20 protein-coding genes are annotated in these 23,950 nt (G+C 56.1%); 10 read left to right on the forward strand and 10 right to left on the reverse strand.

The genetic code is table 11. The features are described 5' to 3' along the window. Nucleotides 1-24: 24 nt before the first annotated feature. The 4 genes from FRZ40_RS43265 (at nucleotide 25) to FRZ40_RS43280 (ending at nucleotide 3,599) form a co-directional block, all read left to right on the forward strand. Nucleotides 25-336, forward strand: a complete 312-nt coding sequence (locus FRZ40_RS43265; RefSeq protein WP_240057517.1) for a hypothetical protein — start codon at nucleotides 25-27, stop codon at nucleotides 334-336. Nucleotides 337-353: 17 nt separating this feature from the next. After that, nucleotides 354-1,568, forward strand: a complete 1,215-nt coding sequence (gene hpnI / locus FRZ40_RS43270) for a bacteriohopanetetrol glucosamine biosynthesis glycosyltransferase HpnI (protein WP_028366663.1) — start codon at nucleotides 354-356, stop codon at nucleotides 1,566-1,568. A gap of 18 nt (nucleotides 1,569-1,586) precedes the next feature. Beyond that, on the forward strand, nucleotides 1,587-2,549 hold the full coding sequence (locus FRZ40_RS43275) for a lysylphosphatidylglycerol synthase domain-containing protein (protein ID WP_147238362.1): 963 nt from the start codon (nucleotides 1,587-1,589) through the stop codon (nucleotides 2,547-2,549). A gap of 360 nt (nucleotides 2,550-2,909) precedes the next feature. Further along, entirely contained in the window at nucleotides 2,910-3,599 is a 690-nt protein-coding gene (locus FRZ40_RS43280) for an HAD family hydrolase (protein ID WP_147238363.1), read from the forward strand. Between the two features lie 32 nt (nucleotides 3,600-3,631). Here FRZ40_RS43280 and FRZ40_RS43285 read toward each other — a convergent pair whose 3' ends face one another. Further along, the gene (locus tag FRZ40_RS43285; protein ID WP_147238590.1) at nucleotides 3,632-4,516 is read right to left on the reverse strand and encodes a LysR family transcriptional regulator; all 885 of its coding nucleotides are present in this window, start codon (nucleotides 4,514-4,516) and stop codon (nucleotides 3,632-3,634) included. Between the two features lie 776 nt (nucleotides 4,517-5,292). Here FRZ40_RS43285 and FRZ40_RS43290 point away from each other — a divergent pair. Beyond that, complete coding sequence (locus FRZ40_RS43290; RefSeq protein WP_147238364.1) at nucleotides 5,293-5,742, forward strand: hypothetical protein; 450 nt, start codon at nucleotides 5,293-5,295, stop codon at nucleotides 5,740-5,742. 793 nt (nucleotides 5,743-6,535) lie between these two features. Here FRZ40_RS43290 and FRZ40_RS43295 read toward each other — a convergent pair. The 3 genes from FRZ40_RS43295 to FRZ40_RS43305 all read right to left on the reverse strand — a co-directional run bounded on the left by FRZ40_RS43295 (nucleotide 6,536) and on the right by FRZ40_RS43305 (nucleotide 10,497). After that, nucleotides 6,536-7,570 carry a transposase gene (locus tag FRZ40_RS43295; protein WP_158647085.1) on the reverse strand — a complete coding sequence of 345 codons (1,035 nt, stop codon included), beginning with the start codon at nucleotides 7,568-7,570 and terminating at the stop codon, nucleotides 6,536-6,538. A 61-nt stretch (nucleotides 7,571-7,631) separates the two neighbouring features. Continuing rightward, complete coding sequence (locus FRZ40_RS43300) at nucleotides 7,632-8,876, reverse strand: hypothetical protein (protein ID WP_147238366.1); 1,245 nt, start codon at nucleotides 8,874-8,876, stop codon at nucleotides 7,632-7,634. A gap of 457 nt (nucleotides 8,877-9,333) precedes the next feature. Further along, a complete protein-coding gene (locus FRZ40_RS43305) occupies nucleotides 9,334-10,497 on the reverse strand; it encodes a hypothetical protein (RefSeq protein WP_147238367.1) in 1,164 nt (387 codons plus the stop codon). Between the two features lie 610 nt (nucleotides 10,498-11,107). On the opposite strand from FRZ40_RS43305, the gene FRZ40_RS43310 reads away from it, so the two are divergent. After that, nucleotides 11,108-11,788: a hypothetical protein gene (locus FRZ40_RS43310; RefSeq protein WP_147238368.1), complete on the forward strand. Its 681-nt coding sequence runs from the start codon at nucleotides 11,108-11,110 to the stop codon at nucleotides 11,786-11,788. Nucleotides 11,789-12,235: 447 nt separating this feature from the next. Here the strand turns inward: FRZ40_RS43310 and FRZ40_RS43315 are convergent, their stop codons facing one another. The 6 genes from FRZ40_RS43315 to FRZ40_RS43340 form a co-directional block, all read right to left on the reverse strand. After that, the gene (locus tag FRZ40_RS43315; RefSeq protein WP_147238369.1) at nucleotides 12,236-12,655 is read right to left on the reverse strand and encodes an HU family DNA-binding protein; all 420 of its coding nucleotides are present in this window, start codon (nucleotides 12,653-12,655) and stop codon (nucleotides 12,236-12,238) included. Nucleotides 12,656-13,181: 526 nt separating this feature from the next. Beyond that, nucleotides 13,182-14,054: a GIY-YIG nuclease family protein gene (locus FRZ40_RS43320; protein WP_147238370.1), complete on the reverse strand. Its 873-nt coding sequence runs from the start codon at nucleotides 14,052-14,054 to the stop codon at nucleotides 13,182-13,184. A 164-nt stretch (nucleotides 14,055-14,218) separates the two neighbouring features. Next, complete coding sequence (locus FRZ40_RS43325; RefSeq protein ID WP_158647086.1) at nucleotides 14,219-15,100, reverse strand: TniQ family protein; 882 nt, start codon at nucleotides 15,098-15,100, stop codon at nucleotides 14,219-14,221. Nucleotides 15,101-15,102: 2 nt separating this feature from the next. Then, on the reverse strand, nucleotides 15,103-16,749 hold the full coding sequence (locus FRZ40_RS43330) for an AAA family ATPase (RefSeq protein ID WP_147238372.1): 1,647 nt from the start codon (nucleotides 16,747-16,749) through the stop codon (nucleotides 15,103-15,105). Next, a complete protein-coding gene (locus FRZ40_RS43335) occupies nucleotides 16,733-19,036 on the reverse strand; it encodes a Mu transposase C-terminal domain-containing protein (protein WP_147238373.1) in 2,304 nt (767 codons plus the stop codon). Before FRZ40_RS43335 ends, FRZ40_RS43330 begins: the two co-directional genes overlap by 17 nt. Continuing rightward, nucleotides 19,036-19,884: a TnsA endonuclease C-terminal domain-containing protein gene (locus FRZ40_RS43340; RefSeq protein WP_147238374.1), complete on the reverse strand. Its 849-nt coding sequence runs from the start codon at nucleotides 19,882-19,884 to the stop codon at nucleotides 19,036-19,038. The genes FRZ40_RS43335 and FRZ40_RS43340 overlap by 1 nt, the downstream gene beginning before the upstream one ends. 209 nt (nucleotides 19,885-20,093) lie before the next feature. On the opposite strand from FRZ40_RS43340, the gene FRZ40_RS43345 reads away from it, so the two are divergent. From FRZ40_RS43345 to FRZ40_RS43360, 4 genes are all read left to right on the forward strand, one after another. Next, nucleotides 20,094-20,327: a DUF6471 domain-containing protein gene (locus FRZ40_RS43345; protein ID WP_147238375.1), complete on the forward strand. Its 234-nt coding sequence runs from the start codon at nucleotides 20,094-20,096 to the stop codon at nucleotides 20,325-20,327. 293 nt (nucleotides 20,328-20,620) lie between these two features. After that, a complete protein-coding gene (locus FRZ40_RS43350) occupies nucleotides 20,621-20,848 on the forward strand; it encodes a DUF2442 domain-containing protein (protein WP_147238376.1) in 228 nt (75 codons plus the stop codon). A gap of 950 nt (nucleotides 20,849-21,798) precedes the next feature. Then, entirely contained in the window at nucleotides 21,799-22,476 is a 678-nt protein-coding gene (locus tag FRZ40_RS43355) for a hypothetical protein (RefSeq protein ID WP_147238377.1), read from the forward strand. Between the two features lie 47 nt (nucleotides 22,477-22,523). After that, on the forward strand, nucleotides 22,524-23,084 hold the full coding sequence (locus tag FRZ40_RS43360; RefSeq protein ID WP_147238378.1) for a hypothetical protein: 561 nt from the start codon (nucleotides 22,524-22,526) through the stop codon (nucleotides 23,082-23,084). The last annotated feature ends 866 nt before the right edge of the window (nucleotides 23,085-23,950 follow it).

A 23,950-nucleotide genomic window follows, 5' to 3' on the forward strand; every position in this document is an offset into this window, starting at 1 on the left:
ACGAGAGCGCCAATGAATAGCACAATGGTTAGATCAATCCGGGCGCATTTGATAACGGCGTCGATTGCAGCGACATGCATCAACGCGGTTGTGCTCGTGCGGATGTTTGTCTTCGGCGTCAGCGAATCCACGTTCGAGACGGGCGGGTTCAGGATCGCCGTCGTTGCCGCGGTCGCCATTGCAACTGGCTTGACGCGCCTGTTCGCGCTCGGCGCATATCGCTATGCGCTAAAGCAATCGGGCTTGTGCGCGACAATTGACGAGGGCCGCTACGTGCATGGCGCGGGTCGATTTCGAGCGCTCGTGTCGCTGCATCTTCGTTTCTCCGGTGTCTGACAAGGCGGATCACGCACATGACATCGGACGCAATGGTTATGGCTGCGCCACTCGTCACATTCGATGGGGCACGCCTCGTATTGGCCTGTTTTTTCGGACTGTGCGCTGCATTTGGCGTCGTCTATACGATCGTTGCAACGGTACTCATCGGGCCTTTCTTAGCCCGACGCTCACCCGCATGTGACCGCTATCCTTCAGTGACGGTCATCAAGCCGCTAAGCGGAATGGAGGCGGCGCTTCTGTCGAATCTGCGCAGCTTCTGCGAACAGGATTATCCGGGAACCGTGCAGTACCTTTTTGGCGTGCATGACGGGCGCGATCCCGCACTCGAGGTCGTCAGGGAACTCCAGGTTCTTTATCCGGCTGCGCATATCACCACCATTGCGAATAGCGCACTGCATGGCTGCAATAGAAAGGTCAGCAATCTCATCAACATGCTTCCGTCCGCCGAATACGATGTTTTCGTTTTCGCGGACAGCGACGTCACCGTTGCCGGCGACTACCTGTCGCGCGTCGTCGGCGAACTGGAGGCAGAGGGCGTGGGACTCGTGACCTGCGCGTATGTCGGAGTACCTGATCCCGGCTTCTGGCCGCGGCTATCCGCGAGGGCAGTCGACTACCAGTTTTTGCCGGGTGTCGTCGCCGGTCTGCGAGCGGGCCTTGCCCAGCCGTGCTTCGGGCAGACCATCGCGATGCGGCGTCAGACGCTCGATGCGATCGGCGGCCTTGGCCAGTTTGCCGGTCTGCTTGCCGAAGACCACGCGATCGGCGTGGCCGTGCGAGCGACAGGGCAGAAGGTGGTGGTGCCGGGTTTCGTGGTCGGGCACGCATGCCCCGAGTCGACAGCGACGCGCCTGATGGAACACGAGTTGAGATGGAGCCGAACGATCCGGCGTATCGATCCCATTGGCCACGCAAGTTCCGCCCTGAGCTATCCCGTCGCATGGGCGGCGCTTGCACTCATGACGGGCGGCGCGCCCATCTGGGCAGTGCTTCAGCTCGTCGTCGCGCTCGCCGCGAGGGCGCTGCTACAGTTGCGTATCGACACGATCCTGAAGCGGCCCGTTCGCGGCTTGTGGTTACTGCCGTTGTGGGATCTCCTCGCATTCGGCATACTTTGCCTGAGCTTTTCTTCGTCGCGCATCGTCTGGCGCGGAGTCAGTTTCCGCGTCGATGGCCGCGGCACGTTGACGGTCGAACCAGGGCGCTCGTCTGCGGATCGCGCCAGCTGACCGACACCCTGAGTTTCGATGATCAAGCACCTCGGCAGATACACGGCACTCGCGGGACTTGCGATAGCCCTTTACACCGTCTGGCACAGCCATCCTGCGCAGGTGCTGGATCTGCTGCGCGACGCGAGCGCGGGCCTGCTGGTCGCAGCCCTCGCACACGTGCTCGCGATGCTTGCCAACGCACGCGACTGGCAGACGCTGATACGAGGCGCCAACCGGCCTGTGCTGGCTTCGATGTTGAAGCTCGTGTGGATACGGGAGTCAGTGAACTGCATGTTGCCCGTTGCGCGCGTCGGCGGAGAGCTCGTGTCGTTTCAGCTTCTGAAGCGATGGGGTCTGAGGACGTCGACTGCAGCCGCGAGCCTCGTTGTCGATCTGCAACTCACCATCATCAGCCAGTTCATTTTCACCATGGCAGCCGTCGGTTTTCTGGCCGTCCATGGGGGCTCGGCCGCGGGACATGTGATTGGCGTTCTTTCGTGGAGCGCGGCGCTGCTCGTCCCCGTGCCCATCCTGTTCGCGCTCGTCCAGCACGCCAATCCGTTCGGATTCGCTTCCAAAGCGCTGGGACGGCTGACGAGCGGCAAGCTGGACGCACTGGTGGGCCCATCGGTAAAGACCGATCAGGCGATCAAGGCAATCTGGCGCAGACGCGGCGTGATCGTGCGATACCTGTTTTTATGGCAACCGCTTCAGTGCGCGGCGACGGCCTTCGAGTTGTGGATTGCGTTGTATTTCCTTCGATCCGACACGAGCTATGCCGTTGTACTCGTCATCGAAATCCTGATACAGGCGGTGAGCAGTGCGGCGTTCGTCGTCCCCGGCGCGCTGGGCGTCCAGGAAGGCGCTTTCGTCGTGATCGGCGGCTGGTTCGGGATCGAGCCGGCGACGAGCCTGGCGCTTGCAGGAGCGCGGCGTATCCGCGATCTGATGTTCTACGTTCCAGGGCTCGTTGCGTGGCATTTCTCGGTGCGCGATTAAGGGCGGTGCCGGCGGCGCATCGCCTTTTTATTTACTCGAAAATCGCAACTAACTGTCTGTCGCGACCAACCCCCACCAACGCTGTCGCGCAACCCTGCGTCTACAGATAGAGCGCGGGTACCTGCAGCCATCATTCGGCGCAACGCCTGAAGTGAAACAAACCGACCCATTTCGACATGCACCATCGACGGCGCGTGCTCAACGACAGTGCTAGTCTTTGCGCTGATCGCGCACAAGCGGGCCTTGCGAACTTCATCGAGCGTCGCGGCTCCTAGCGAAGAACGGTGACGTGCCGCCTGCGCACACGGGCGGCGAGCGCCGTGCTCGATCAACGCAGACAACCGACGCGAGGTAACGTGAATGAACACACCATCAAGCAACGACGTTGTCTTTCTGTTCGATGTCGATAACACGCTGCTCGACAACGATCACGTGCTGACCGACTTGCGCGCACACATGACGCGGCATTTCGGCGAACAGAACAGCGCACGCTACTGGCAGATTTTCGAAGATCTGCGCGGCGAACTCGGTTATGCGGACTATCTCGGCGCCTTGCAGCGCTATCGAAACGAGCATCACGACGACACGCAGCTCTTGTTGATGTCGTGTTACCTGATCGACTATCCGTTCGCGAATCGCATTTTTCCGGGCGCGCTCGATGCGCTTCGCTATGCAAGCCGCTTCGGCAAGACAGCAATTCTTTCGGACGGCGACGTCGTGTTCCAGCCGCGCAAGGTGTCGCGCTCCGGCTTGTGGGACGAAGTGGAGGGGCGCGTGCTGATCTACATTCACAAGGAGCTGATGCTCGACAACGTGATCGCGCATTACCCTGCGCGGCACTACGTGATGGTCGACGACAAGCTGCGCATTCTCACGGCGATGAAAGAGAAATGGGGCAACCGCCTGACGACGATCTTTCCGCGCCAGGGACATTACGCCCTCGATACCAGGGAAGTCGCGAAGTATCCGGACCCTGACATTACGATCGAAAGAATCGGCGAACTGACGTCGATCGATTTCGAGGCCCTGGCAGCGAAAGGCCGACGCTAGGCGAGCAGAATGAAGCGACAGCGCAGGCGGCGCTATTCGCTCATCCATTCGCCGCTCAGATCGCTGCCTTGCAGCAGTTCGAGCAGCGTGCCGGCGGGATGACTGAGCCGCTTCGCAGCCAGTGCGATGAATTCGACGTCGGGCAGCGCGGGCAGGCTTGCGCTGTTCACGGGCGGCGCGAGGCCGCGCGCCGACACGTACTGCGATTTCGCCGTCAACCCCAGGCCGCCGCGCGCGGCCGCGATGCAGCCCGCGTGGCTGCTGCTCGTGCAGATCACTTCCCAGCCAAAACCTTTTTCCGCGAGCGCATTCAGCACGACCGCGCGCGTGACGCTCGGCTCCGCGACGAGCACGAGCGGCAACGGCTGTTCGAGATCGACGACCGTGCCAGGCCGCGCAATCCATTCAAGCCGCGAGCGCAGCAGCGGCGTGCCGCGCCGCTCGCCGAGCCGACGCTTGCCGACGAGCAGATCGATCGAACCGGCATCGAGCAGTTCGTACAGGCGGCTCGTCATGCCGATGGTGATTTCCAGTTCGACATCGGGATGTGCGTGGCGGAATGCGGCGAGCACGTTCGGCAGGGCGCCCAGCGCGATATCGTCGGACGTGCCGAGCCGCACGCGCCCTTTGAGGCGGGGCTTGCGGAACTGCGATTCCGCGCGGTTCATCGCCTGCAGGATCACGTTGGCATGCACGAGCAGCGCTTCGCCGTCGGCCGTCATCGCAAGCGAATGCGTGTCGCGCACGAATAGCCGTCGGCCCACGCTCTCTTCGAGGCGGCGGATATGTTCGCTGACGCTCGACTGATTCAGACCGAGCCGTTTGCCCGCTTCCGTGAAGCTGCGGCAACTGGTGACAGTCGCGAACTGGTGAGAGACAAACGAAACCTGTTCTTGGGAACGGGCTAACTCATTGATTTTATTGAAATCTATATTTCCGCGTTTTTTGAATGTACAAAGAAATCTGAACTGGGCAAGTTGTCGAAGTCTGTCGCCATGACAAACGAAATCTGAACTGAGGTGACGCGGCCCATGTTTGGTCCCCGCCGCCACGCTGAGCGTCTGCACTTGAGGGGCGCAATGCCGCAGAACTATGCAGGTTGCTTGTCGTTCGCAGCTAACATGTGGAACAGCAAGTCACTCGTGCTTGACGACGGTCTTTGTTCCGCGTAGTCTGGCACCCACTCGCATCCCCCCGCGAGTTCTGTTACCTCGCTGTCTGCAGCGAATCCTTTTTAAAGCCCCGAGCGACCTCGTCGCCGGCCTGATGGATTCGTTCGAGCAGAGGTAGTCATGAAACAGAGTTCCGCATCCCATAGCCAGTTCAGCCGTAGCAATCTCCCCACTTTCCCGAGGCGCCAGGTCATCCCAGCCAGCCGGCCGATCTGTCGCTGGCTCGGTGCGACCGCAGTCGTTGCCGTCGAAACCTACCTGCTGTCGATAGCGGTACACGCGTCCCATGACCCGTGCCGTCTCTCCGCCTCCGAAGCCGCGTCTGCTGTAAAGGCACGTTCCTTCGTCGCATCCAGATTTGACCGTGAAGCCGACAGCGCAAGCCTCGGCGTAGCTCGCCCCCACCGCTCGACAACTTGAATGATGCGTCTGCCTGACTTTGATGGACGCAATTGCTTGAACCGAAGCTCCGCTAGTCGGGCGCCTATCGGTTCACACATGACAACTTGAGGACACAAGAAATGCTGAACCTAGAATTGACGTTCTACCGGAACTCGAACGACGTCTGGATTGGCGAGCTGTCGAACGGGGAAACCCGTTTGCTGGCCACGACTCATCCGGCTACCATTGCTGCCGCGATTTTCGCGATGGATGAATACAGTGTGCACGTTGAAACGGAGCGTGGCAGTTTCGAGATGGAGTTCCCCGCAAACACGGGCGAGCTGGACGCGCTGAGTCAACTGATGCTGGACCAGGAGATGGGGAAGTGGATGAGCGGCTTCTGCACGTTCTCGCGCATCGATTTCGTCGATCCGCATGCTATGGATAATCAGGCAGACGTTCACTTCCGGACGGCCATCCACCACTTGCCTCCCGAACTCGTGAAGGTCCGACCGTTTGAAATTGAGCCGAAGGGGTTCGGGAAGCAGTTGAAGAAGCGCAATCAGTTCATCTACTATCCGTGGTGTTAGAGTCGGCGCGGACTCCGGGGCAACGCCCGGTCCACGTCATGATTCACGAAGCCCGCGCCGAACCCTTGGTGCGGGCTTTTTTCGATGAGTTTGCCAGTAGCGTCGGGGACCGTGCGAGTGTCAATTGGCTTGCGGTTATGCAGCCGACCGTTGGACGTACCGCCTACGTATGAGATGCAGCAGGAAGGATCGAGCAGCTCCAGTTCTCACTGCGCTCGTCGATTTTCTTCCTGGAAGTAGGCGACGCGCAGACCGTGCTCCGGTTCTACCGGAGCGGGGCGGTCGATGCGGTCTAGTCGCTGGCGTGTATGTCTCAGGACCGCTGATGAACTTCAGGGACGAGCGGAATGCGACGCGAAGGCGAACGCTCTGGAGTATGAGCGTCGGCAATTGAGCAATCGATGGTTCGAGAAGGAGACCGCGCCGTACACGCGAATCAGATGTGCGGCGCCAAGCGCCCTTCCTGTGAGCGTTACCGGCTCCGCTTGCGTCCGATCAACCACGAGGGCCGTGGGTTTGGGGTGATCATCGGTGGCGGGCATGTCGGTCAATTCGGCGGCGAAGCAGAGTATTACTTTCGGTCTGAGCCGATACCGTGTGAGTCAGTCGCATGCCGTGGTTTCGCCAGAGTCAGCCCTGCGAGGCATCTCAGTGAAACTAGGCAACCCGCACAACACATGGAGGTTCAAGGGAGGTAACTCCGAAGGGTGTGGAAGCAAAGCCTAGTCCGTTGGCGCGTGCGTCGCAGATGTTACTGTTTTGTTCCGCGACTCGCGGCAAGAAACAGCAGATGTTACTGTTTTGTTCCGCGACTCGCGGCAAGAAACTCAACAATTTCATTCCACCTCCCGTCGCTCTGCATTCGGCTATGGAGACTATTGCAGGCGTTGTAGCTGCAGGAAGAATCGTCAAGTTCAGTCCAACCCATGCCTGTCCCCATCTTGACAACTATGCCGTTGAGGATGTCGCGCAATTCGTAGCGAAGAGGTCGACCGCCATTGTTTTCTTTGTACTCTCGCCGACTCGAAACTATCTCTTTGATAACGCTCCACTCACCATCGGTGAGTTTCCAGCCGTCATTCGTTGGCAGCAACCGGCTATCCCGAGTCTTCCGAGCCCTGTGATGCTGCCGCATGCCGTGCTCGAAGAAGTATCTCGTCGCTGACACCCTCGCCCATTCCACTGGAAGCTCGAGTGGTTTTAACTCCATGATCACAATGCTCCGAGCATAGAAGACATCGTCAACATAATGTCCATGCGCCGACATGAAAACCTCCGCAGCAGGGAGATCTAGAGCAATTTTCCCAGAGCACGCAAAACGATAGATGCTATTCCAGGTACGATAAGCAGAGGGGTACGCATAAAACCAATTGAGCCGCTGAGGAACGGAGGGAGATACCCTAATCCCATATAGTGGACGCAGCGCGTCCATCTCCGTGCGAAACTCGCGCTCGTCCAGTATGGGCGAGCAAAGCTCCTCCAGCCCATTTGGCAGATAAACGTACTTGACGATTGCTACGGAATCGCTAAGGAGGGCTCGTTGGAGTAGCCAGGCTGGAACCACGACACTTGTACCTGTCGAGGGTATGCGATACACGTCATGTTGTTCGGTAACGTGTGATTTAACTCCGAAAACCGCTGCGTATTCCCGGGCCGAAGCTCGTTCCCATTCATTGAACGATGTTTTGAAGGAGATCGAGTTGCCTTTTTCTCCTCCGAGCTTCGCCTTCTTCATTTCCGTTGGAGTCAGCATTTCTGTTTGACCTGACTCCGTGACTGCAACAATCCTCAGTTTCCCATCGACCCGCACAAATCTATCAAACCACATGATACGTCTCCTGAGTTTCATGAGACGTATAGACGTTGGTTTTAAATACGTACCTCGCAAGCTACCTCAGGTCGGTAATCTTGCGCTTCAACGATGCGGGGAGGCTGTTGCAGCTTGCTTCGTCCCCTGAGAGAGTATCGAGACTAACGCGGTCTTGCACATCAGGATATTCTTTCGCGCTAGCGTTCTGCCTAAAGAGCTGCAGTAATTCGGCGAAGTGATTAAACCGATGCACGACGAGGCAACACTGCTTTGTGCCGACATAAAGTATCGCTCGTTCAGTGCGTGCCGTCACGAGATAGTCGAGTGTCTTTTGCGCATCGAGCCACAAGGCACCGCTTCCGAGCCGGAACAGCGCAGTGGGGGCGCTATTCGAAGTGCCGGTTGCTAAAAAGCACTTGATATCTGAGTCTGACAATCCAGTTACGTGCGGGCGCTCAAACCAGGCGTCATCGATGGTAGCAGCAAGACACATACGCTCAGTCGTATGTTCTGACAGTCCTGCAGGAAGCGCAGGGCGGTCGAGCAGAAACGCGCTATTCGCGCCGAGCTTCATCCTTCTGATTTCATCGACAAGCTCGGACGATTCTTCCGTAACATACGCGGGGCGTGTCTCGCTGTATGCCTTCGAGCGAAGATTAGCCCGTCCTCTGAGGATTTTCAGCATCTCTCGTGCGGCGACTTGAAATGCCCACGTGCCATATCCTGGAGTGACGAGCTCGCTCTCGTCGACATGATAGATGTTTTCGTCTTTTTCCATGTCGTACCATCCTTCATGGTCTGACTGCACGTTTTCATCATCCGAAAAAATAAATACATTTTTCGCTTCCAGGAACGCCAGCGTTGCTTGCAGCTGGGATGCTTCGTCTCGCGCGAAGATTTCTGCCTCGAACGCGGGAATGTTCTCCTCAGCGTTCCGCACGCATGCTTCAACCGAGTCCATCAGTCGAACCAGGCACATAACCCTGATACCGAGAAGTTCCTTGAGATTCGCGTCGTCGATGGCAGCGGCAAGCTGGGCGTCATCTTCTTGCAGCCAAAGAAAGAGGTCGTCCGTATCTATCGCGTGCCAAAATAACAGCGTCTCGCACTCCCAGACCCGTGCGAGTGCGGCAAAGCAGTACGCCTCCGCGCGCCGCATCAACTCTACGTATCTATCGCTCTCGGCTTGCGATATCACCACCCCTTCGTTTTCGGCTAACCATTCGAGGCGCGGTGTAGCGGAAATCAGGGAGTATTCGGGGTTGCTTTTAATCTCGTTCATTTCCATCGGTCCGTCAGCGGCAATGCCGTGTATCAATTCCACACAACGTTGTTCGTTGCTGATGAGCTATTGTGTAGAGCGACGTTTTAGATGCGGTACCCGGTGCGAGCTTCTGTCGGGTTGTCCATGCTTGAATGCTGGCGCGGTTGCGGACCTGAGTTAAGCTAGCCGATGTCGGCAACGTTGAAGATTCGAGACGCGTTTCGATTCGCGGCTGGTTGGTGGCGTTGCTCAGAATGCCGGGTAGGTTTTGGTACGCTGCGCTTCAATGAATCGGAAGCCAGCGCGCAACCTCGGTCCACGGCCCCGCATTGGGGAGATTTCTGACTTCATGAGCGTCGGCCTGTGGTTGTCGAGAAACCGGGTGTCGGTTGCGCTTGCGTGAAAACCAGGCCGAGACAGAGCCCGCGAATCACCCGGATCGACGGACGGCATGAGTTGACACAGCGCGGTGCTTGATACAAGGCGCAGCAAAAAAAGTGCTTTCACACCGTTGCAATCATGTGGATGATGCCGCCTTGTACCCTGCAATTTCATGCATCACTTCCCGGATATATCCGACGACCTTATAGCCATCGAGTTCCAGGAAATCGAGGTAGTCGCTTTCGTCGTTTGCTTCAAGATGCTCTTCGAGCAACTCGTACAGGTCATCGTCATCGTCGGGAACCTGGTTCTCTGGCAGACTCAACAGATACGTGGCGCAGTATTCATCGAACTGGCGTGTGCCAATATCATGGGCAAGCAAGTCAGCGAAGGGATTCGAATTCGAGTCGGGTACCCGCCAGTGCGATTCCAGTTCGCACATGTACTCCGGTTGAAAGTTGTAGAGTTCCTCAAGGAAGGTCTGAGAGTTGATTCCGCGCCAGAAGCTTCCGGTCGATGTCTGGAAATTCTGCTGGATGGCACGCCTGAAATGATGCGGCATGGCCGAGGCGGGTCGGATGCCTAGCGGCAGGATTTTGCGTGCGACCTCGGCCTCGATGGATTGACTAGCCAAATTGGGTTTCTTTGCGCTGGTTTCAGTAACGGCTGCTTGCGCTTCGTTGAAATTCGACTCGGACATAGCGACGGCAATAGCAGCTGCGCGATTTAGCGATGCTTCCTTGCACCGCATAGCGAGAGGAAATGTGACGCCATCGAGCGCGGATGCGCAGGCTTGGTAGTGTTCGACGGCCTTGGTCTTTTGTCCCGTAACGTCCAGGCAGAACGCGTGATTGAACAGCGCAAAAATGCCGCTACCAATCAGTTCGTGTCTGGAACGAGGATAGGTTTCGATTTCGGAGACGAATTTCTCCATCGAAGTGAGGCGGTTCAGGACTGTCAAGTCATCTCGCAGCAGCGCGTCGAGGCACTCTGTCACGGTATCCTCCGTAACGTCGCCCGCGCGGATCACCATCGGAATAGACGCGCCGCCGATTCGCGCACCGTAATCGCCCAGACCAGCATTGGGAGCGGCGTCGTCAAATTCGTGCGCGAAAGACCAGAACCCATGGCACCCGAAGGACGAAAATTCGCCGGAGTCGTCAAAAGTCCATGTGATCCCTTGGCGGAAGCTGGGGAAAGTTCGTTCGGCCACGTCCGGCGTGCGCATGACGAAGCCGAGCGGCGCGAGGTGTTTGACGAAGAAAGTCTGGAAAAGGGCGGTGATGATTGCTCGATTCATGATGCGTTCAGTTTTTGCGACGACCGTCCTCCGATTTCTCCACGAGGAAGAAGTCGAATCGAAAGTCAGAGTAAATGTCGATTAAAGGAATGCGCAGAATGTACGGCAGCCAAATATCTGATGTCAACGTATAAATGACCCTTTGTAATTATTATATGTGTCAAAATGACATTAAATGCCTTTGTGTAAAAATAGCAAATTCGTTGTCGCGATCCTTATCTAGGGAGGGTAGTTGAGAAAGGCAAAGTCTTCGGCGCGATTGGCTCACGGCCGTTGATGAAAGATGTCGGGTTCCGGTCGTCACCACCATCACTGGTTTCACCGGTTTCCAGCCACGGTTCATACAGGGATTACCGAGCTGCTGGCGGTACTATGGCGGCCGCTGCTGGTGTTAGATAGCCGCCGTCTCAGCTGCCGCTGGAAGGACCGTCGTGGCATTCTGAAGGGCGTGCAAAATACGATTAAATCCTAACCGCGATTTTTTATACCGTCTAAATATTTATCGAAGACTTGGTCGAAATCGCGCAGAGAAATTTATACCTTGATTTCTATGCAATCGGTCGTTAATCTGATCTCCATTCTCGATTGACCCCGCAAAGGCAAGAATACAATGTCTGTTTCGAACTTGGACCTCAAGAAATTTAACGTCTCATCTCGCATTCCACTGGGAATGATGTTGCCGGCGAGCCAATATAAGCTCCCCAACCTGCGCGGGCCCGTGCTGGAACAGATGGTCTCGTTCAATCCCAAACGCTATGTTCGAGAGAGTCGTGCAGTCTTCAATGCGTTTCCTGCTATCGGTCCAGAGATGCCCATGGTGCATTTTGTTCTTCACCTGGGTGATGCGCGGTTAAGCTGGCTTGCCGACCCGACTGAACCAGGAGTATGGGACGCAATGGCGCAGTGGAACAAAAACGGGGTGGTTTCGATAGCCTTAAGTCGCGAGGAAACCCATATGTTCACCATTCCCTTGCGGCACAAGCTTGGAGAAGCCCCACTTGACGCCTTGCGGCGACTCAACAATAAGCCGGCATCGCATATTTTCGCCACGCAGGCTATTGAAATGTTCGAGCTGGATGTTATTGATGCGAACGAGGACCCGAAGGCGCCCCCTTCGACGTACCGACATTCCTGTCTACTGCATACGGCGAAGGTAGCGTGGGTACTGAACCGCCGGGGATACGTGACCGTCCAGCCGCGTGCCACGAGCGATACGGACGGCTTTTATGCAGAGGTGCCGCCAGCGACCAGTCATTCGCCTAAGACGGCCGAGTGCGATACCGCGCACTAACGACTCAGGCTCGATATCGGCCGAGGTCGCTATTGTGCGACTTGAGCCCGGATGTGTCCGATGGCTTGACCCGTGCGGTCGCCGACATCGCACTTGGGCTGGCAATGCGGAGGACCTTGCCTACAGGTATTTCCGGGTATCTGTCCGCGTTTGTGCCATGGGCTGAACTCATTGCGACTTGCGGCGAGCTTCTGAAACCGACCGAAACTCTGCCAATTCGCTACGAGGTTGACGAGTTTCCTGCCGACGGTGTCTTCTTGGCTCTGAGCGAGCGATTCGACAAGTTGGGTGTGGGTGCCCCGTCAGTCGTCTGATGGACTGAAACTATTGGCCAACCGCTGCTGGATTTACGCAGCGAGCCGATGGCGAGGGTATCGACCCAAAAAGGGCTCATTCACGTGAAAAAGCCCGCTCGAAAGCGGGCTTCGAAAACTTGCGTTACTGCATTCAGGCTGCTGCGTCTTTCAGCTTCTTCAGGGGGCGCACCTTCAAACGCACGGTTGCGGGTTTGGCGTCAAACCAACGCTCCTCGCCCGTGAACGGATCCTTGCCGAAACGCTTCTTCTTTGCCGGTACTTGCTGCACACCAATCTTGAGCAGACCGGATAGTGTGAATTCTCCGGCGCCCTTCTTGTGAACCGAACCGAGGATCGTTTCTTCCAGAGCTGCGAGAATAGCCTTGGCCTGCTTCGGCTCAACGCCGGCCTGCGTAGCAACGTGGGTCGCGAGGGAGGCCTTGGTGAACTGTTCCTTCAGCGGCTTCAGCGGCGCTCTTGCGACTGCAGCTTTTTTGGCCGGCGCTGCTTTCTTTGCTACGGGTTTTGCCGCGGCCTTCTTGGCTGCTGGTTTTGCGGTCTTCGTTGCCATCGACTTCCTCTCATTTTTCAGGTTTAGAGAACCGCTTAAGACGGCACACGACGCCACGCGTTACTGTGCCGTCTTAAGCTGAGTGCTAGCGTAGCAATGGTTGATTCACTTCGCAAGCAGGCGAGCCTATAAAACAAGGGTTTTTTCATTTTATGGATCACGAAGAGGGCGATGATGGCTTCATATCACGGTGCGCGGGCAAGACCTGAATCCGCTGAAATTCACCTGCTATCAGGCGTGAATAAAACAAACCTGTTGATGGGATTTCTGCTTCGTTGAGTGTGGTGATTCTGGTATCGGCGATGACTAGCTAGGCCAGATACCGTCAACGGCGCCATTTCAAGGCTGCATCGTGAATTAGGCTTCCTTTGGCGCACCAAGTCTGCTTAGGGCGGCCGCGCGCGACGCAATCGCTGATGTGACGGACACATCGAGAATATCGAACGGGGGGACACCGAAGGTATAGGCGCTGCCGTAGCGTGTTGTGCGCTCGTGCATAGCGAAACATGGTGGCTATGGGAGGCGCCTATGTCGGGGATGCTACGGTCCTTCTTTTCAAATCCTGAAGGGTAACCCCGTCCGCATTTTTCCAGTCGAGCCACCCGTTGCACGTGGTCCCGCAAACCACAGCCGACGCCCCGCTAGGAGAAGTGAAGAGAACGTCTTCGTTGAATACGAGTACGCCATCGCGCAATGCGATTTTCCCCTGTTGAAGGAGACCCTCTCGAAGCCGGAAGAACGAATGTCCCTGGAACCCACGTCCGACTTCGGCTTTCCCTACCGAGTCCTTATACACAACGAATCCTTCATCCGTATAGCAGCCGCGAGCCATTGAGCCGGAGCGCCTGCAAAACAGCGTGTCGTCTTGAGACTCGCCACTCGTGGGCTTGGCAACCGGCTCGAAAATTGGGTAGCCGAGTGATGTGACCAAGGTTCGTGCAGATTCGAAGAGTTCCATGCAGTCAGCAGCGAGAGGCAGAGGCGTGTGCGACCTTGTCCCTTCATTGCGGTTCTCGGTTATGTAGCGACCGGCATTTTTTGACGCTTGAATGAACAGATTCTCAAGGTAGAGTACGTGAGTGGAGGTGAGGCTTTCCGTCTTCGTCGTGAGGACGAGGGCACGCTGCCAGAAGTCTTTCTCCTTGTTGTGCGCGTGTAGACGCGACCGCACGTCGCCGCTCTGCCCAATGTATATCTGAGTGCCGGCACCATCCTCCTGTTCGCCTATCAGGAAATAGAGTGACATCCGTTCACTCTCATCCATCGCCAGAAAGTCTGCAAGCCGGCTTCTTGGAACATCGATAGCCTGCACGATACGAGTAGTGATTTCGGCCATCCGGATGCCACGCGGGTCACCGTTCGGAAGGAAGATTTGAATGGTTTGGGGACGGTAAGTCATAGGGCCTCTAAGTGACCGCGACAGCTCGCTTTGTCTGGAATTGCGACGCTGCAATGCGTAGTCACTTGAGTAGCGACCGGATTTTATCCGGGGGAGGCGGGGCTGCGAATCTGGGCCATGGGACAACGATTTCCGACGATCTCACGGTCAACGTCCTAGAATGACTAGAATGACACAAGGTGATCGAAAAGGATGTTCAAGAGGATGTGCTTCGTGGTGTTGAAAGGAAACCTTGAGGAAATCAAAGGCACGGATCTGCGGGGATCCAAAATGACACTTCGTCGCACGACGACCCAGTCGAAATTCACGCGGGAAAGGTACTCTGGTCCGTAGAATGCCTTGAGCGCGGCGAACACTGGATTCTCAGATGGATCGGAGAGATGTGTGCCGGCAAGCATCTGCAATAGTTGGCTGTATTTCGAAACCTGAGCTTCCACGCTCCATGTCCGCCCTTGGAGGCATTCCAACGAAGCGGACGAGACCTCCTCAGTCAGCAGGGAGGCTATAGCCTGGTCTGCGGTCTTGCTCGGCATTTCTGCCGGGAGAGCGTCGCGAATGGATGACAGCAGTACTTGGGCCTCACGCAAGGGATGTTGGTGGATGCGGCAACTGAATATTCCCGGAAGCAGGTGTTGCCGGTGCCAGTAAGGTTCACCATACTGTTTCGCGTCCTCGGCCGCACAATCATCGCAATAGCGGACGAAAAACTGCCTTTGCCGAACGTCACCCGCAAGGTAGTTGAATTTCGTGAGCAAGCTGGCTGAGAATTCCAGTTCAATCGAATGATGCAAAACATCTCTCACCGCTGGCGACATAAATGCGACCACGTAGGGGAAAAACGTATGGCGATACAACAAGTCATTGAGCGGGATCCGGGTCAACCTGGAAAGCGCCGACAGCCCAAACGGTCGAACGAAGTTGATCTGTCCGGGATTCACTCTCAGGTAGTGGCGAATGAACGAGGGCAGGTCGTAACCTATGTGGCGAGCCGCCCGTATCAGCAGACTTGCGGTTGGCTCGTCTGGATACGGGCGCGGAAAGTACACGTCTAGCTCAATTCGAGCAGTTCGTCGAGGTCACAGACGTGTCCCATCGCATCAAGCTGTGCGAACACGGTTGTCTTGCCGTCTCGAGCTGCTGCAATAGCGTTCCGATAGTCATCGGGTGGGAGTTCGGCGGCCGATTTCCTCTGGTCCGCAGCCCCTTCTTTCGTTGCCTTTGTCTTTTTGGGAGGCTTCACCTTATCGAGCGCGGCCTGAGTGCCATCGAGCAGATTCTTGGCTTTGCCGTCGGTTTCAACAGAAGACGCAATCTGCGAGGCGAGTTCTGCATCGATACCCATTGCCTTGAGCGTTGCCGTAATAGTCGGGACGAAATCGCGGTGGCCCGGACGTACGAACTTCTCGCGAACTCGAACGCCTTCGTACCGATTCAGCGCATTGTCCAGAAGTTTTTCAGACTTGAGCGGGGCAATGTCGTGATATTTATCGAGGGCCTCAGGGTCGTTCAAGCGATACGCGTCCATCATTGTGTGGATGAGCTCGAAATCTCTTTTCCATACCTGCTCAATCACCTGCGCCGTAATCGTTTCGCTTTGGTCCAGTATGCATTGCCACTGGACGCTCGCGAAGAGTTTGACGGCAATGTCGGTAATTCCCTGACTATGGTGGAACATCAGGTCAGAGAGGGACTGTGTCAAAGGAACAGGGTTGTGCAACCATTGGAAGGGCCACACGGTGCTTATGAAATCTTCCCATTCGTCGGGCTTTTTGAGGTCCGAACTCCTTTGTAATGCAGTCCAGTTATAGATAGCGTTTCCAACTGAACGCCGAGCTGGACTTGCGTCGAGCCCCAGCACGTTTGCGGCACGGTTCGTTCCGACGAACAGGATGGGTACACCAAGTTCGTTGGATGCGGAAACGAGGAGAGCCATCATTTTTTCCATGCTCTTGCCACCATTCTTGAGATTCTGAATCTCGTCGGCGACAAGTAGACCCACGCAATGCGTATGCATCAGGCGCGCAGCGTGGTTAAGAAGTGTTTCGGCAGAGTATGACTTCTTTCCGAACCTTTCATAGTAGTTTCCGTCGGGGATGAGCCGGTCAAGCTCCCGGAGAATCGAAAATGCAAGACCCTTGGTCGATACTCCGTCATGCGGAGCTTCGATATGCAAGTAGGTTATTTGTGTAATATCCAAATCTGGATGGTAGATTACCTGCGGATACAGGTTAAGAATACGCTTGAGACTCGAGGTCTTCCCGACGCCTGAAACGCCAAGGAGGGCACTTGAGAGCTGGGCGGTTGCATTCTGCTTGGTACGGACACTGAAAGGCGCATTCGCCTTGCGCGCTTCATAGAGCTTCTGGTATGTCCTTGTGTGGCTTGCCGTCCGAGGCACGCGGGCGACGTAACCCTGTCGTACAAGCATATCGACAGCCCACCCTAGATGGACGTGTCGATTCAGCACGACCATGCTGTCCAAGAGTTCCGAAACCATATGAATACGCTCGTGAGCAGGCCAGGTCCGCTGCACGCTATCGAACTCGGGAAGGTCGAATAAGTCGACTCCCAGACTCTCATAGTCGAGCAAAGGCGGTAATGCCTCGATGAGTGCGTTGTCCTTGTACCGTGGAATCCGTGACTGTGTGTAGACGGCCGTCACAGCGTTCGGGTTGATGTTACTGTGTGCGTGCATTTACAAGCTCCATTTGTTTCAATCGTAGTTTTTCCTGGAACGAGAGCGGACGCGCTGGTTCAGTACTGGTGGCATCCGCTCCAGCGGGCAATGATGAAGTACCTGATGAGGTGCCAGAAGGCACGGACGGCACTGTGTCAGTTGTAGGGCAACGGGAGTCCTGCGCGTGCAGTGCGGCGGCGCTTCCAACGAGAGTCGGCGACAAGTCGTCGGACGTCGGCAAGCTAATTGCGGCTTCGCCAGCCCGTCGTTGGGCACGTTCCTTGTTGCGGTCCTCAGCAATATCGCGCTTACGGGACGCTCGAGACTTCCCAGCAGACGCCTTCTTGGTCGCCGCACGCGCCGGCTTGGCAATATCTGATATGGTCGTGTGCAGCTGCACCCGCTGTCGCCGGTCTTCGTTTTTGTTGGCCCGTTGAGTGGCAACTGCCTCATTCTCTACGAAAGCGACTTCAGCGAACGAATACCCGTTATAGGAGGTACTTCTTGGGGTGAGCTCGCAAAGGTAAGATTTTCGGCCGTTCTTTTCGGTGTGGACGACAACTCCATTGACCAGACGCCGGTCATACGACACCTCAACGTCCCATCGCCCTCTGTTTTTTGCCGTGATGAACCAGCCGAGCTGTTCGAGTTCTGGACAAGAGTAGTAGCAGCCTTTGAATAGAATACCGCTCTCTGTGACGGTGGCTTTATCACGGGGAAGGAGCTGAAGGCGCAGGTAGTCTTCGGTGTAACGTGAAAGCATGCCAGCAGAACGCGACATGTCATGTTCCCAGATGTCGATTGGCGTCGGAGGTAATCCTTGCAAGACCATTGCGGGTGTCATGCCGTAGTTGGGCATGAGCGATCGGTTGTGCTTGATGATGGCCGCAAGAACGATTGCAATGAACTCGTCCAAGGTCAAGCTTGCATCCTGGTCGTATTTCTTCCCACGGCGGCGCATGAGGTTTCTGGCTGGTTCATAGCCGGGCGTATCCATTGCAATGGATTGGTGCAGCAGTCTGAAGCCGCATTCGACAGTGCCCTTGTTCTGCGGCGTCAAAGGCGGCGCATTGGAAATTGTGCTTTCCATGCCCACGCAAATGCGGTTGCTGTTCCGGGAGATCATCTCCCCACAGTCACCGAGGAATTTCTGCGGAAACATGCCATGAGCGGGCCAGTCGCGCGGGTCGTACTCGATGCCGTGCTTGAGGCAAAGCGCTTCCTTGTCTTCGGCGATACTCAATATCGCCTGCATCGCGGTTTCCCATCCTGGGTTTTCTAGTCCCACATAGAATCCGACGCAGAGGCGGCTGAACCGATCGTAGATGAGGTAGAGCGTTGGCTTTCCAATAATCTTCGAGCGATTGTCCATGGCGACGAGATACACGTCAGCGATCGTGGCGTCGATCTCGTAGATGTGCCCGACGCACTTCGCCTCATGGAGCGCGCCGACAATTTTGTGGTTATGATCCCGCTCAAAATCGCTGTTGCCTTTCTTGCGGCGCAGAATCTCCTCAGTAGTAAGGCATCGTTTGACAACTGTCAGGAACTGCCGGTATGTGGGGCACTCCCCAAAATCCTTCGGAAGGCTTTTCCCGTTGCTGTCCAAATATGAATAGTGCTCGGCGAGCATTGCATGGTATGCACCCGCGAGCGTGGCCACGTCGCCGGTCAGATAGTGCTTCTTAACGGCGGCTTTAATATTGACGTCATCGACCTTCGGGTCCATCTGATAGGTCTTGTACCACCCTTCGACCGGTGCGCGGCCCCGGCCGTGTGTTTTGCCTGACTGTTTAAGACCAATGTTCGGAAAATTTGCTATAAGCGCCTGTTTCGACTGACCTCCGCGCCAGTACGTGCGGAGATGTTTGTATATGGTGGTTCTCGACGCACCCGTGCTTTCTGCCCGCTCGGTAACCAAGGGGCCGCGCAGCTTTGGATGAAAGATTGCGGGATTCTTAACGAGCGGTTCAATGATGTCCCACGCCTCCTTCAACCGGGCATCAGCGGCCTTTGATTTGAACGGGAGCTGGCCATCGCCTGTGTTCGTCACAACGGTGAATTCTTTCGCCACGAGCGATTCGAGGAGTAGTGTGTAACGGCATTCGCGAGGCCAGCCGTCTTTATCGCTCACGTTGATGATCCACGCACTCCCGTCTTCAGCAACTTCGAGCAATCGGAAGCGTGGACCGCCCGCGCGCTCAAACAGGTCATTTTTGACAAGGGTTGCGGGGGCAACGGATCTCACCGGCGAGTGTGTCGGAACGACGAGCGCGTTGCCTGTTAGCGTGACCGACGTGTCCATCAGCTACCTCCCGCGGCGTCGAGGACGCCCGCAGGAGCGCTGCAGCGGAAGGTCGAAAGCGGAGCAGTTGCGAGGTCTGGATTAGTCAGGTCGCACAGCAGGGTTCGCTCATACATGAGCAGCTTCGCGACGCGCAGCCCCTCTGCCGGAGACATACCATGGCGGATTTCAAAGTTCGCGCAGTACTCATTGAGCGGCATGTTACGCGTAGAGTTGGCCAGTTCGTGGGCCATGATGCGTGACTTCTCGCGGAAGTAGCCCGGATAACGCTCCTGTTCCCCCGACTTGATGAGTCCGCTACGCATCCATTCGATGTTGCGGATATGGGTTTTCGGTAGTCGCGAGTGGAAAACGAGCCGATGCGGCACGTCCATGCCGGCGAAGTAAGTCCGGGTGATTTGCAGTTTCTCTATTGCGTGAGTATCTTCGGCGGCTTCGGTCCGTTTGCAGTCGATGGCCTCGTAGCCTGGGACACCGTTCCTGACGACCTTGCAGAATAAGTCGACGGTCATTACAGTCGGAACATCTGTACCCGGGTAATAAGGGTGGCGAATGTTGAGGTATTTGGCGATTTCGAGTGTGATTTCCCGGTCGAGCGGGTACTGTTCTCGCGCGTCGAGCACACGTTGCGAGTACTCAGCGGCGTAGAAAGTGTCCCGCTCGACATCGGACATCAAATGAATAGTGCGTCCGAACCGCGCGCTTTCGGTGCGTTCGACGCGCCCTATGGACGAAAAATCGAACACCTCCAGCCAAGGTTTGTACTTCGGACCTTCGCCCTTACCGCGACCTTCCTTCTGCCACTGGGCGATGAGCGCCTCAGTCATCTTCTTCGGTCCACGTCCCATGCCACACCTCCATTGCAGTTGTCTCTGTCCCGGAAATCTCCAGGACTCCTACAAGTGAAGCGACCGACACGACCAGCTTGAATAACTGGTTATACGGCAAGCCGAATACCTAAATTACAGGGTGAATATCCCACATTTGAGACTATATACCAAGATTCGCCGGAAAGCATGGCATACTGATCACCTCGATTCAGACACCGGTTCGTTAGATGGTCGACTGGAACAAGGAGGCGAAGCGGGTCCTCCGGGCTGAACTCGTGCGTAAGCAGATTGGTTACAAACAGCTTTCTGTTTTGCTTGAAGGGCTGGGAGTTGAAGAGACCGAGCGCTCCATCGCGAACAAGATTTCGCGCGGCGCCTTCACGTTTATCTTCTTTCTTCAGTGCATGAAGGCCTTGGGCAAACCGGCTGTGAGCATCGATCTGACCGACGTCGCCGAGTAGCCGAACGCTCAGTGCGTGCCCGCTCGATGATTGAATTGAGAATCCGCAACTGCGGAGGCGAGCGCTCGCCTGTCGATTTATAAGCGCGGTTCGCCGCCCCGGTCGCGAGCGATACAGGACGACGTCCAGTATGTTCGAGCGAGTGGTATCGGGGTGTACACCATGCCGCTGGCCTTGGATCGTGTCGCATGCGGCGTGTGAGGCACCTCCTGGAAACTCTCACTTGTTCACGGGAACGACCGCATTCTTGCATCGTCGTGCTCTTCGCCGGTTCGAAATTCTCTGAGACTGAAATGAGTCCTTCAGCAATTGCAGTCCATGTCGATGCGACGCACTTCGTCGTGGTTCTTTCCGACGGTCGGACACTCCGCGTGCCGTTTTCCTCGTTCCCGCGCTTGCTCGCGGCTTCGCCAGTCCAGCGCGGCAAGGTTCGCATCTCATCCTCAGGACAAGGTTTGCACTGGGACGAACTTGACGAAGATATAAGCGTGAAAGGGCTATTGCGTGTCCAGCGTGACTAGGCCACCCGTAAAAGCTCACCTCTCGTCTTTGCGTCGTGTCGAGGTGTGATAGCGGCGGCACTGTTGAATTGAAGGGCCGAACGGCATGGGCACAGATATCCCGGTCTGGGATGGGTGTCGTGAGTCGTGGCTACAAACAGAGAACGAGGCGGAGCATGAAAGTTCGAGAACTAATTGCCCAACTGGAGCGCGCGGATCCCAACGCGACTGTACTTTTTTTTGGGTCCGTACGCCGATGCCTGTGATGCTGCGCTTGTCGACGACGTGTTTCTCGACGAGCGACACTGGCTTCGGTTTAGCGAATCTGCTAAGGCCGACCATTTCCGTCCTGAAATAGTCGAAGACGCCGCGGAGAAAGAAGGTATGGCGTGCCACACGCGAACGAGTGGTCGTGCTCGGCATGTATGGACCAGTTGCGAAAGTACGGCTTTTAGCTCGCCACAATCAGCTCGTCTGACTGGGGTGTTCGCGAGCACATGGGAAGCGACGGTCAGGGTAGTCGGCCTTCGAAGAGCTTCACTGTTTCGTCGTCGACGTTCTTTCGTTCTTTCTTCATCAGATTTCCACAAACGAGGCGACTTCCGGTGCATGTCGGAGATTCGACCGTCAAACCGCGCATTGATGAAGATGCGCAATCCTCTGCACACGCAGTTCTCGGCGAGCTTAGTCGGACCACCATTGAGCTCGCGGGCTCGATGAGCCTGCTCGTTTCACGGGGAAAGTCGGTTATTTGATGTATTTGATTATTCGACGTATTTGAACGAACGACTTAGCAGGAATAGATGAAGGGTAACGTTTATATGGAATGCGGTTACCTGAAAAGTGTGCTGCTCCTTTTTTTGGTTTTTAAATTTTAAACGTAAAAATATGGGTTAATCACTATGTTGCATTTTCTCAATGGAGAAAATAAGATGAGCAGCAAGGAAAAGCTCGTCGTCGCATTGAGATAGATGCGCTTAAAAATTCAACAAAACGGAAACCAGATGCAGTCGTATATTTATCTTTCAACCTACACCGGGAACGACCCGAAGTTCAAGCGCTTCGTCGGCAGCCCGTGTCTCGTCTATAACGCGGTTTCGAACGAATGGGACAATGATGGCTCGCGGGGCATCAGCCCAACATTTACGTTCGCAACCGCAGACAATCCGGAGGCGCGCGTATTGGTTCTTGAGACCCAAATCAATAACATATTTCACTATGCGTTAATGGATTTATCAGACCCCGAGTTGTGGAAAACTCTGGGTATCTGGAAACAGAACCGGGGACTCGTTGTGGTTAGGGGGATGGCGGGGGGTGTTAGCGTGAACGCGTGCGGGCTGGACGACGAGAGCGCTACTTTCTACGAGAAGTATCGTCGAGACGGGCGGGTGCCTAATCCGGATGCGTTTTATCGCTACGCGCAATCGTTACTTGAACACAAGTCATTCGAACAGTTGGCAGCTCACAGGTTAGAGCAAGCAGGTGGTGAGGAGGGTGTCACTCCCATTGTCGAGGTCCAGATCCTTGAGGGTGCAGACGTGCGAGGTGAGGGCACCGCGCGGGGGGCATTGGCTGGCCTGCACCGGACACTCCGTATGCGACAGCCGACAATCCTGATTACGTTCCGACGCTCGCACCAATCGGAATGATAGAAAAGGCGTCTGATTTCGCTGGAAGGTCGGCTTCCGCTTCGTCCATGAAGCCCGACACGCCTGTGCTCGTGTCGTCTATCGACTTGAATCGCTTCCTCGATTTGGCTCATGTAGAGGGCACATTTGGATTCGGGCATTTCCGACTCGATGGGCGCATCGTGCTGTCTTTGCGCTATCAATCCGGAGCGGCGCAGATTTACTGGCTTGCTGATTCTGCTGACCCAGGTGTATGGGCAGCCATCGACGCGATGAAAAAGAATGAAGAGGTTGGCTTCATGCTGGAGGAGGGAGGCCACGGTGCGTTTGTTCGATGCGAACTGCCACCGAATCACGAGGATATTCGTGTACTCCGTGCGGAAAGTTTGAGTCACCCCGGCGGTCTCTCCGATGCGGCTGCCGCGCTCGCCAACAGTGGATGTGTGCAGGCGAACGCGACCACCGACATTCCTGGCATTGAGCTTCAGTATGTTCACGTGAACGTTCTCGCGAGCCAGTTCGTGCTGCAAATGCTTCAGGCAATTCAGACATCGCTTCCCGAGAGCGCCAAGCACCATCGTGGAAGGTTTGAAGACAACATGGCGAGCGCGGGACATTCGCTCCAGTGACGTCAGACGCCCGAGTACCTCAGCTGTTGTCATGCTCTCGCATAAGATGTCGCGATCCCTTGCGTCGCGACGCCTTATGCAGGCTATGCGAGAACTACTTGGTGAAGCGCTTGCTCATTCGTTGAAGCTCATCGGCGGTTTATGCGTCGCTCGTTAGGTACGGGCGCGAAGGGCGCAACTATGCCATGCACCATGCGCTATCAGCCGTAACGGAGATCATGAAGCCGGGCGACTCCTGCATAACAAGTCGTCCGGAGATAACATAATGGAGAACAGAAACGCGTTTGCCGTAGCAAGCGATGTTGTGCTTTCGAATAGGCGATGACCGCAATGCGGGACATGCGTCGAGCCAGGCACGGCGACCGGTATGGTGAGCTTTTACGGGAGATTCAATGGTCCTGGGCACGTTCATAGACGACGCGAAAGGGAACATCAAGAATCTCGAAACGTGGCCGATAATCAGATGTCTGAACTGTAAAGAAATTGAAAGTGGCAACTGATCTTCAACATCTTGAGGCAATCGCCTGTCGCGCTACCGTGGATGCCGTTCGCAAGGCCGAGGGGAAACCTCGCCCCGAGGACCTTCCCCGAGGATCTATTGCGCGGATGCTTGCGGAGATCGATCTCATAAGCGATACCCTGCGCATGCTTGGCATCGATCCTAAGAACCTTGGGGAGGATGGTTGGGCCTCTCCCATGATGGCATGCTGTGAGCGGAGCGGTTGGCGGCATTTCTCCGCAATAGTGACTATCATGCGTTTGATTCCTGGCGGCACCAACGTTTGGTACGGACCATGTCAAGCGAGACGTGCGCGGCGCAGACCTGCTATAGCAGACGACTCGTCGGGAAGAATCGAAGGATCCGG

Origin of the sequence: Paraburkholderia azotifigens (assembly GCF_007995085.1) — a bacterium.
GTDB lineage: Bacteria > Pseudomonadota > Gammaproteobacteria > Burkholderiales > Burkholderiaceae > Paraburkholderia > Paraburkholderia azotifigens.

Excerpts from the sequence above, each read along its gene's own strand:
- FRZ40_RS43310 (WP_147238368.1), top strand. The coding sequence starts at position 11,108 with ATGTCTGTTTCGAACTTGGACCTCAAGAAATTTAACGTCTCATCTCGC.
- FRZ40_RS43320 (WP_147238370.1), bottom strand. The coding sequence starts at position 14,054 with ATGACTTACCGTCCCCAAACCATTCAAATCTTCCTTCCGAACGGTGAC.
- hpnI (WP_028366663.1), top strand. The coding sequence starts at position 354 with ATGACATCGGACGCAATGGTTATGGCTGCGCCACTCGTCACATTCGAT.
- FRZ40_RS43275 (WP_147238362.1), top strand. The coding sequence starts at position 1,587 with ATGATCAAGCACCTCGGCAGATACACGGCACTCGCGGGACTTGCGATA.
- FRZ40_RS43335 (WP_147238373.1), bottom strand. The coding sequence starts at position 19,036 with ATGGACACGTCGGTCACGCTAACAGGCAACGCGCTCGTCGTTCCGACA.
- FRZ40_RS43330 (WP_147238372.1), bottom strand. The coding sequence starts at position 16,749 with ATGCACGCACACAGTAACATCAACCCGAACGCTGTGACGGCCGTCTAC.
- FRZ40_RS43290 (WP_147238364.1), top strand. The coding sequence starts at position 5,293 with ATGCTGAACCTAGAATTGACGTTCTACCGGAACTCGAACGACGTCTGG.
- FRZ40_RS43305 (WP_147238367.1), bottom strand. The coding sequence starts at position 10,497 with ATGAATCGAGCAATCATCACCGCCCTTTTCCAGACTTTCTTCGTCAAA.
- FRZ40_RS43280 (WP_147238363.1), top strand. The coding sequence starts at position 2,910 with ATGAACACACCATCAAGCAACGACGTTGTCTTTCTGTTCGATGTCGAT.
- FRZ40_RS43265 (WP_240057517.1), top strand. The coding sequence starts at position 25 with ATGGTTAGATCAATCCGGGCGCATTTGATAACGGCGTCGATTGCAGCG.
- FRZ40_RS43315 (WP_147238369.1), bottom strand. The coding sequence starts at position 12,655 with ATGGCAACGAAGACCGCAAAACCAGCAGCCAAGAAGGCCGCGGCAAAA.
- FRZ40_RS43340 (WP_147238374.1), bottom strand. The coding sequence starts at position 19,884 with ATGGGACGTGGACCGAAGAAGATGACTGAGGCGCTCATCGCCCAGTGG.
- FRZ40_RS43350 (WP_147238376.1), top strand. The coding sequence starts at position 20,621 with ATGAGTCCTTCAGCAATTGCAGTCCATGTCGATGCGACGCACTTCGTC.
- FRZ40_RS43345 (WP_147238375.1), top strand. The coding sequence starts at position 20,094 with ATGGTCGACTGGAACAAGGAGGCGAAGCGGGTCCTCCGGGCTGAACTC.
- FRZ40_RS43360 (WP_147238378.1), top strand. The coding sequence starts at position 22,524 with ATGAAGCCCGACACGCCTGTGCTCGTGTCGTCTATCGACTTGAATCGC.
- FRZ40_RS43295 (WP_158647085.1), bottom strand. The coding sequence starts at position 7,570 with ATGTGGTTTGATAGATTTGTGCGGGTCGATGGGAAACTGAGGATTGTT.
- FRZ40_RS43355 (WP_147238377.1), top strand. The coding sequence starts at position 21,799 with ATGCGCTTAAAAATTCAACAAAACGGAAACCAGATGCAGTCGTATATT.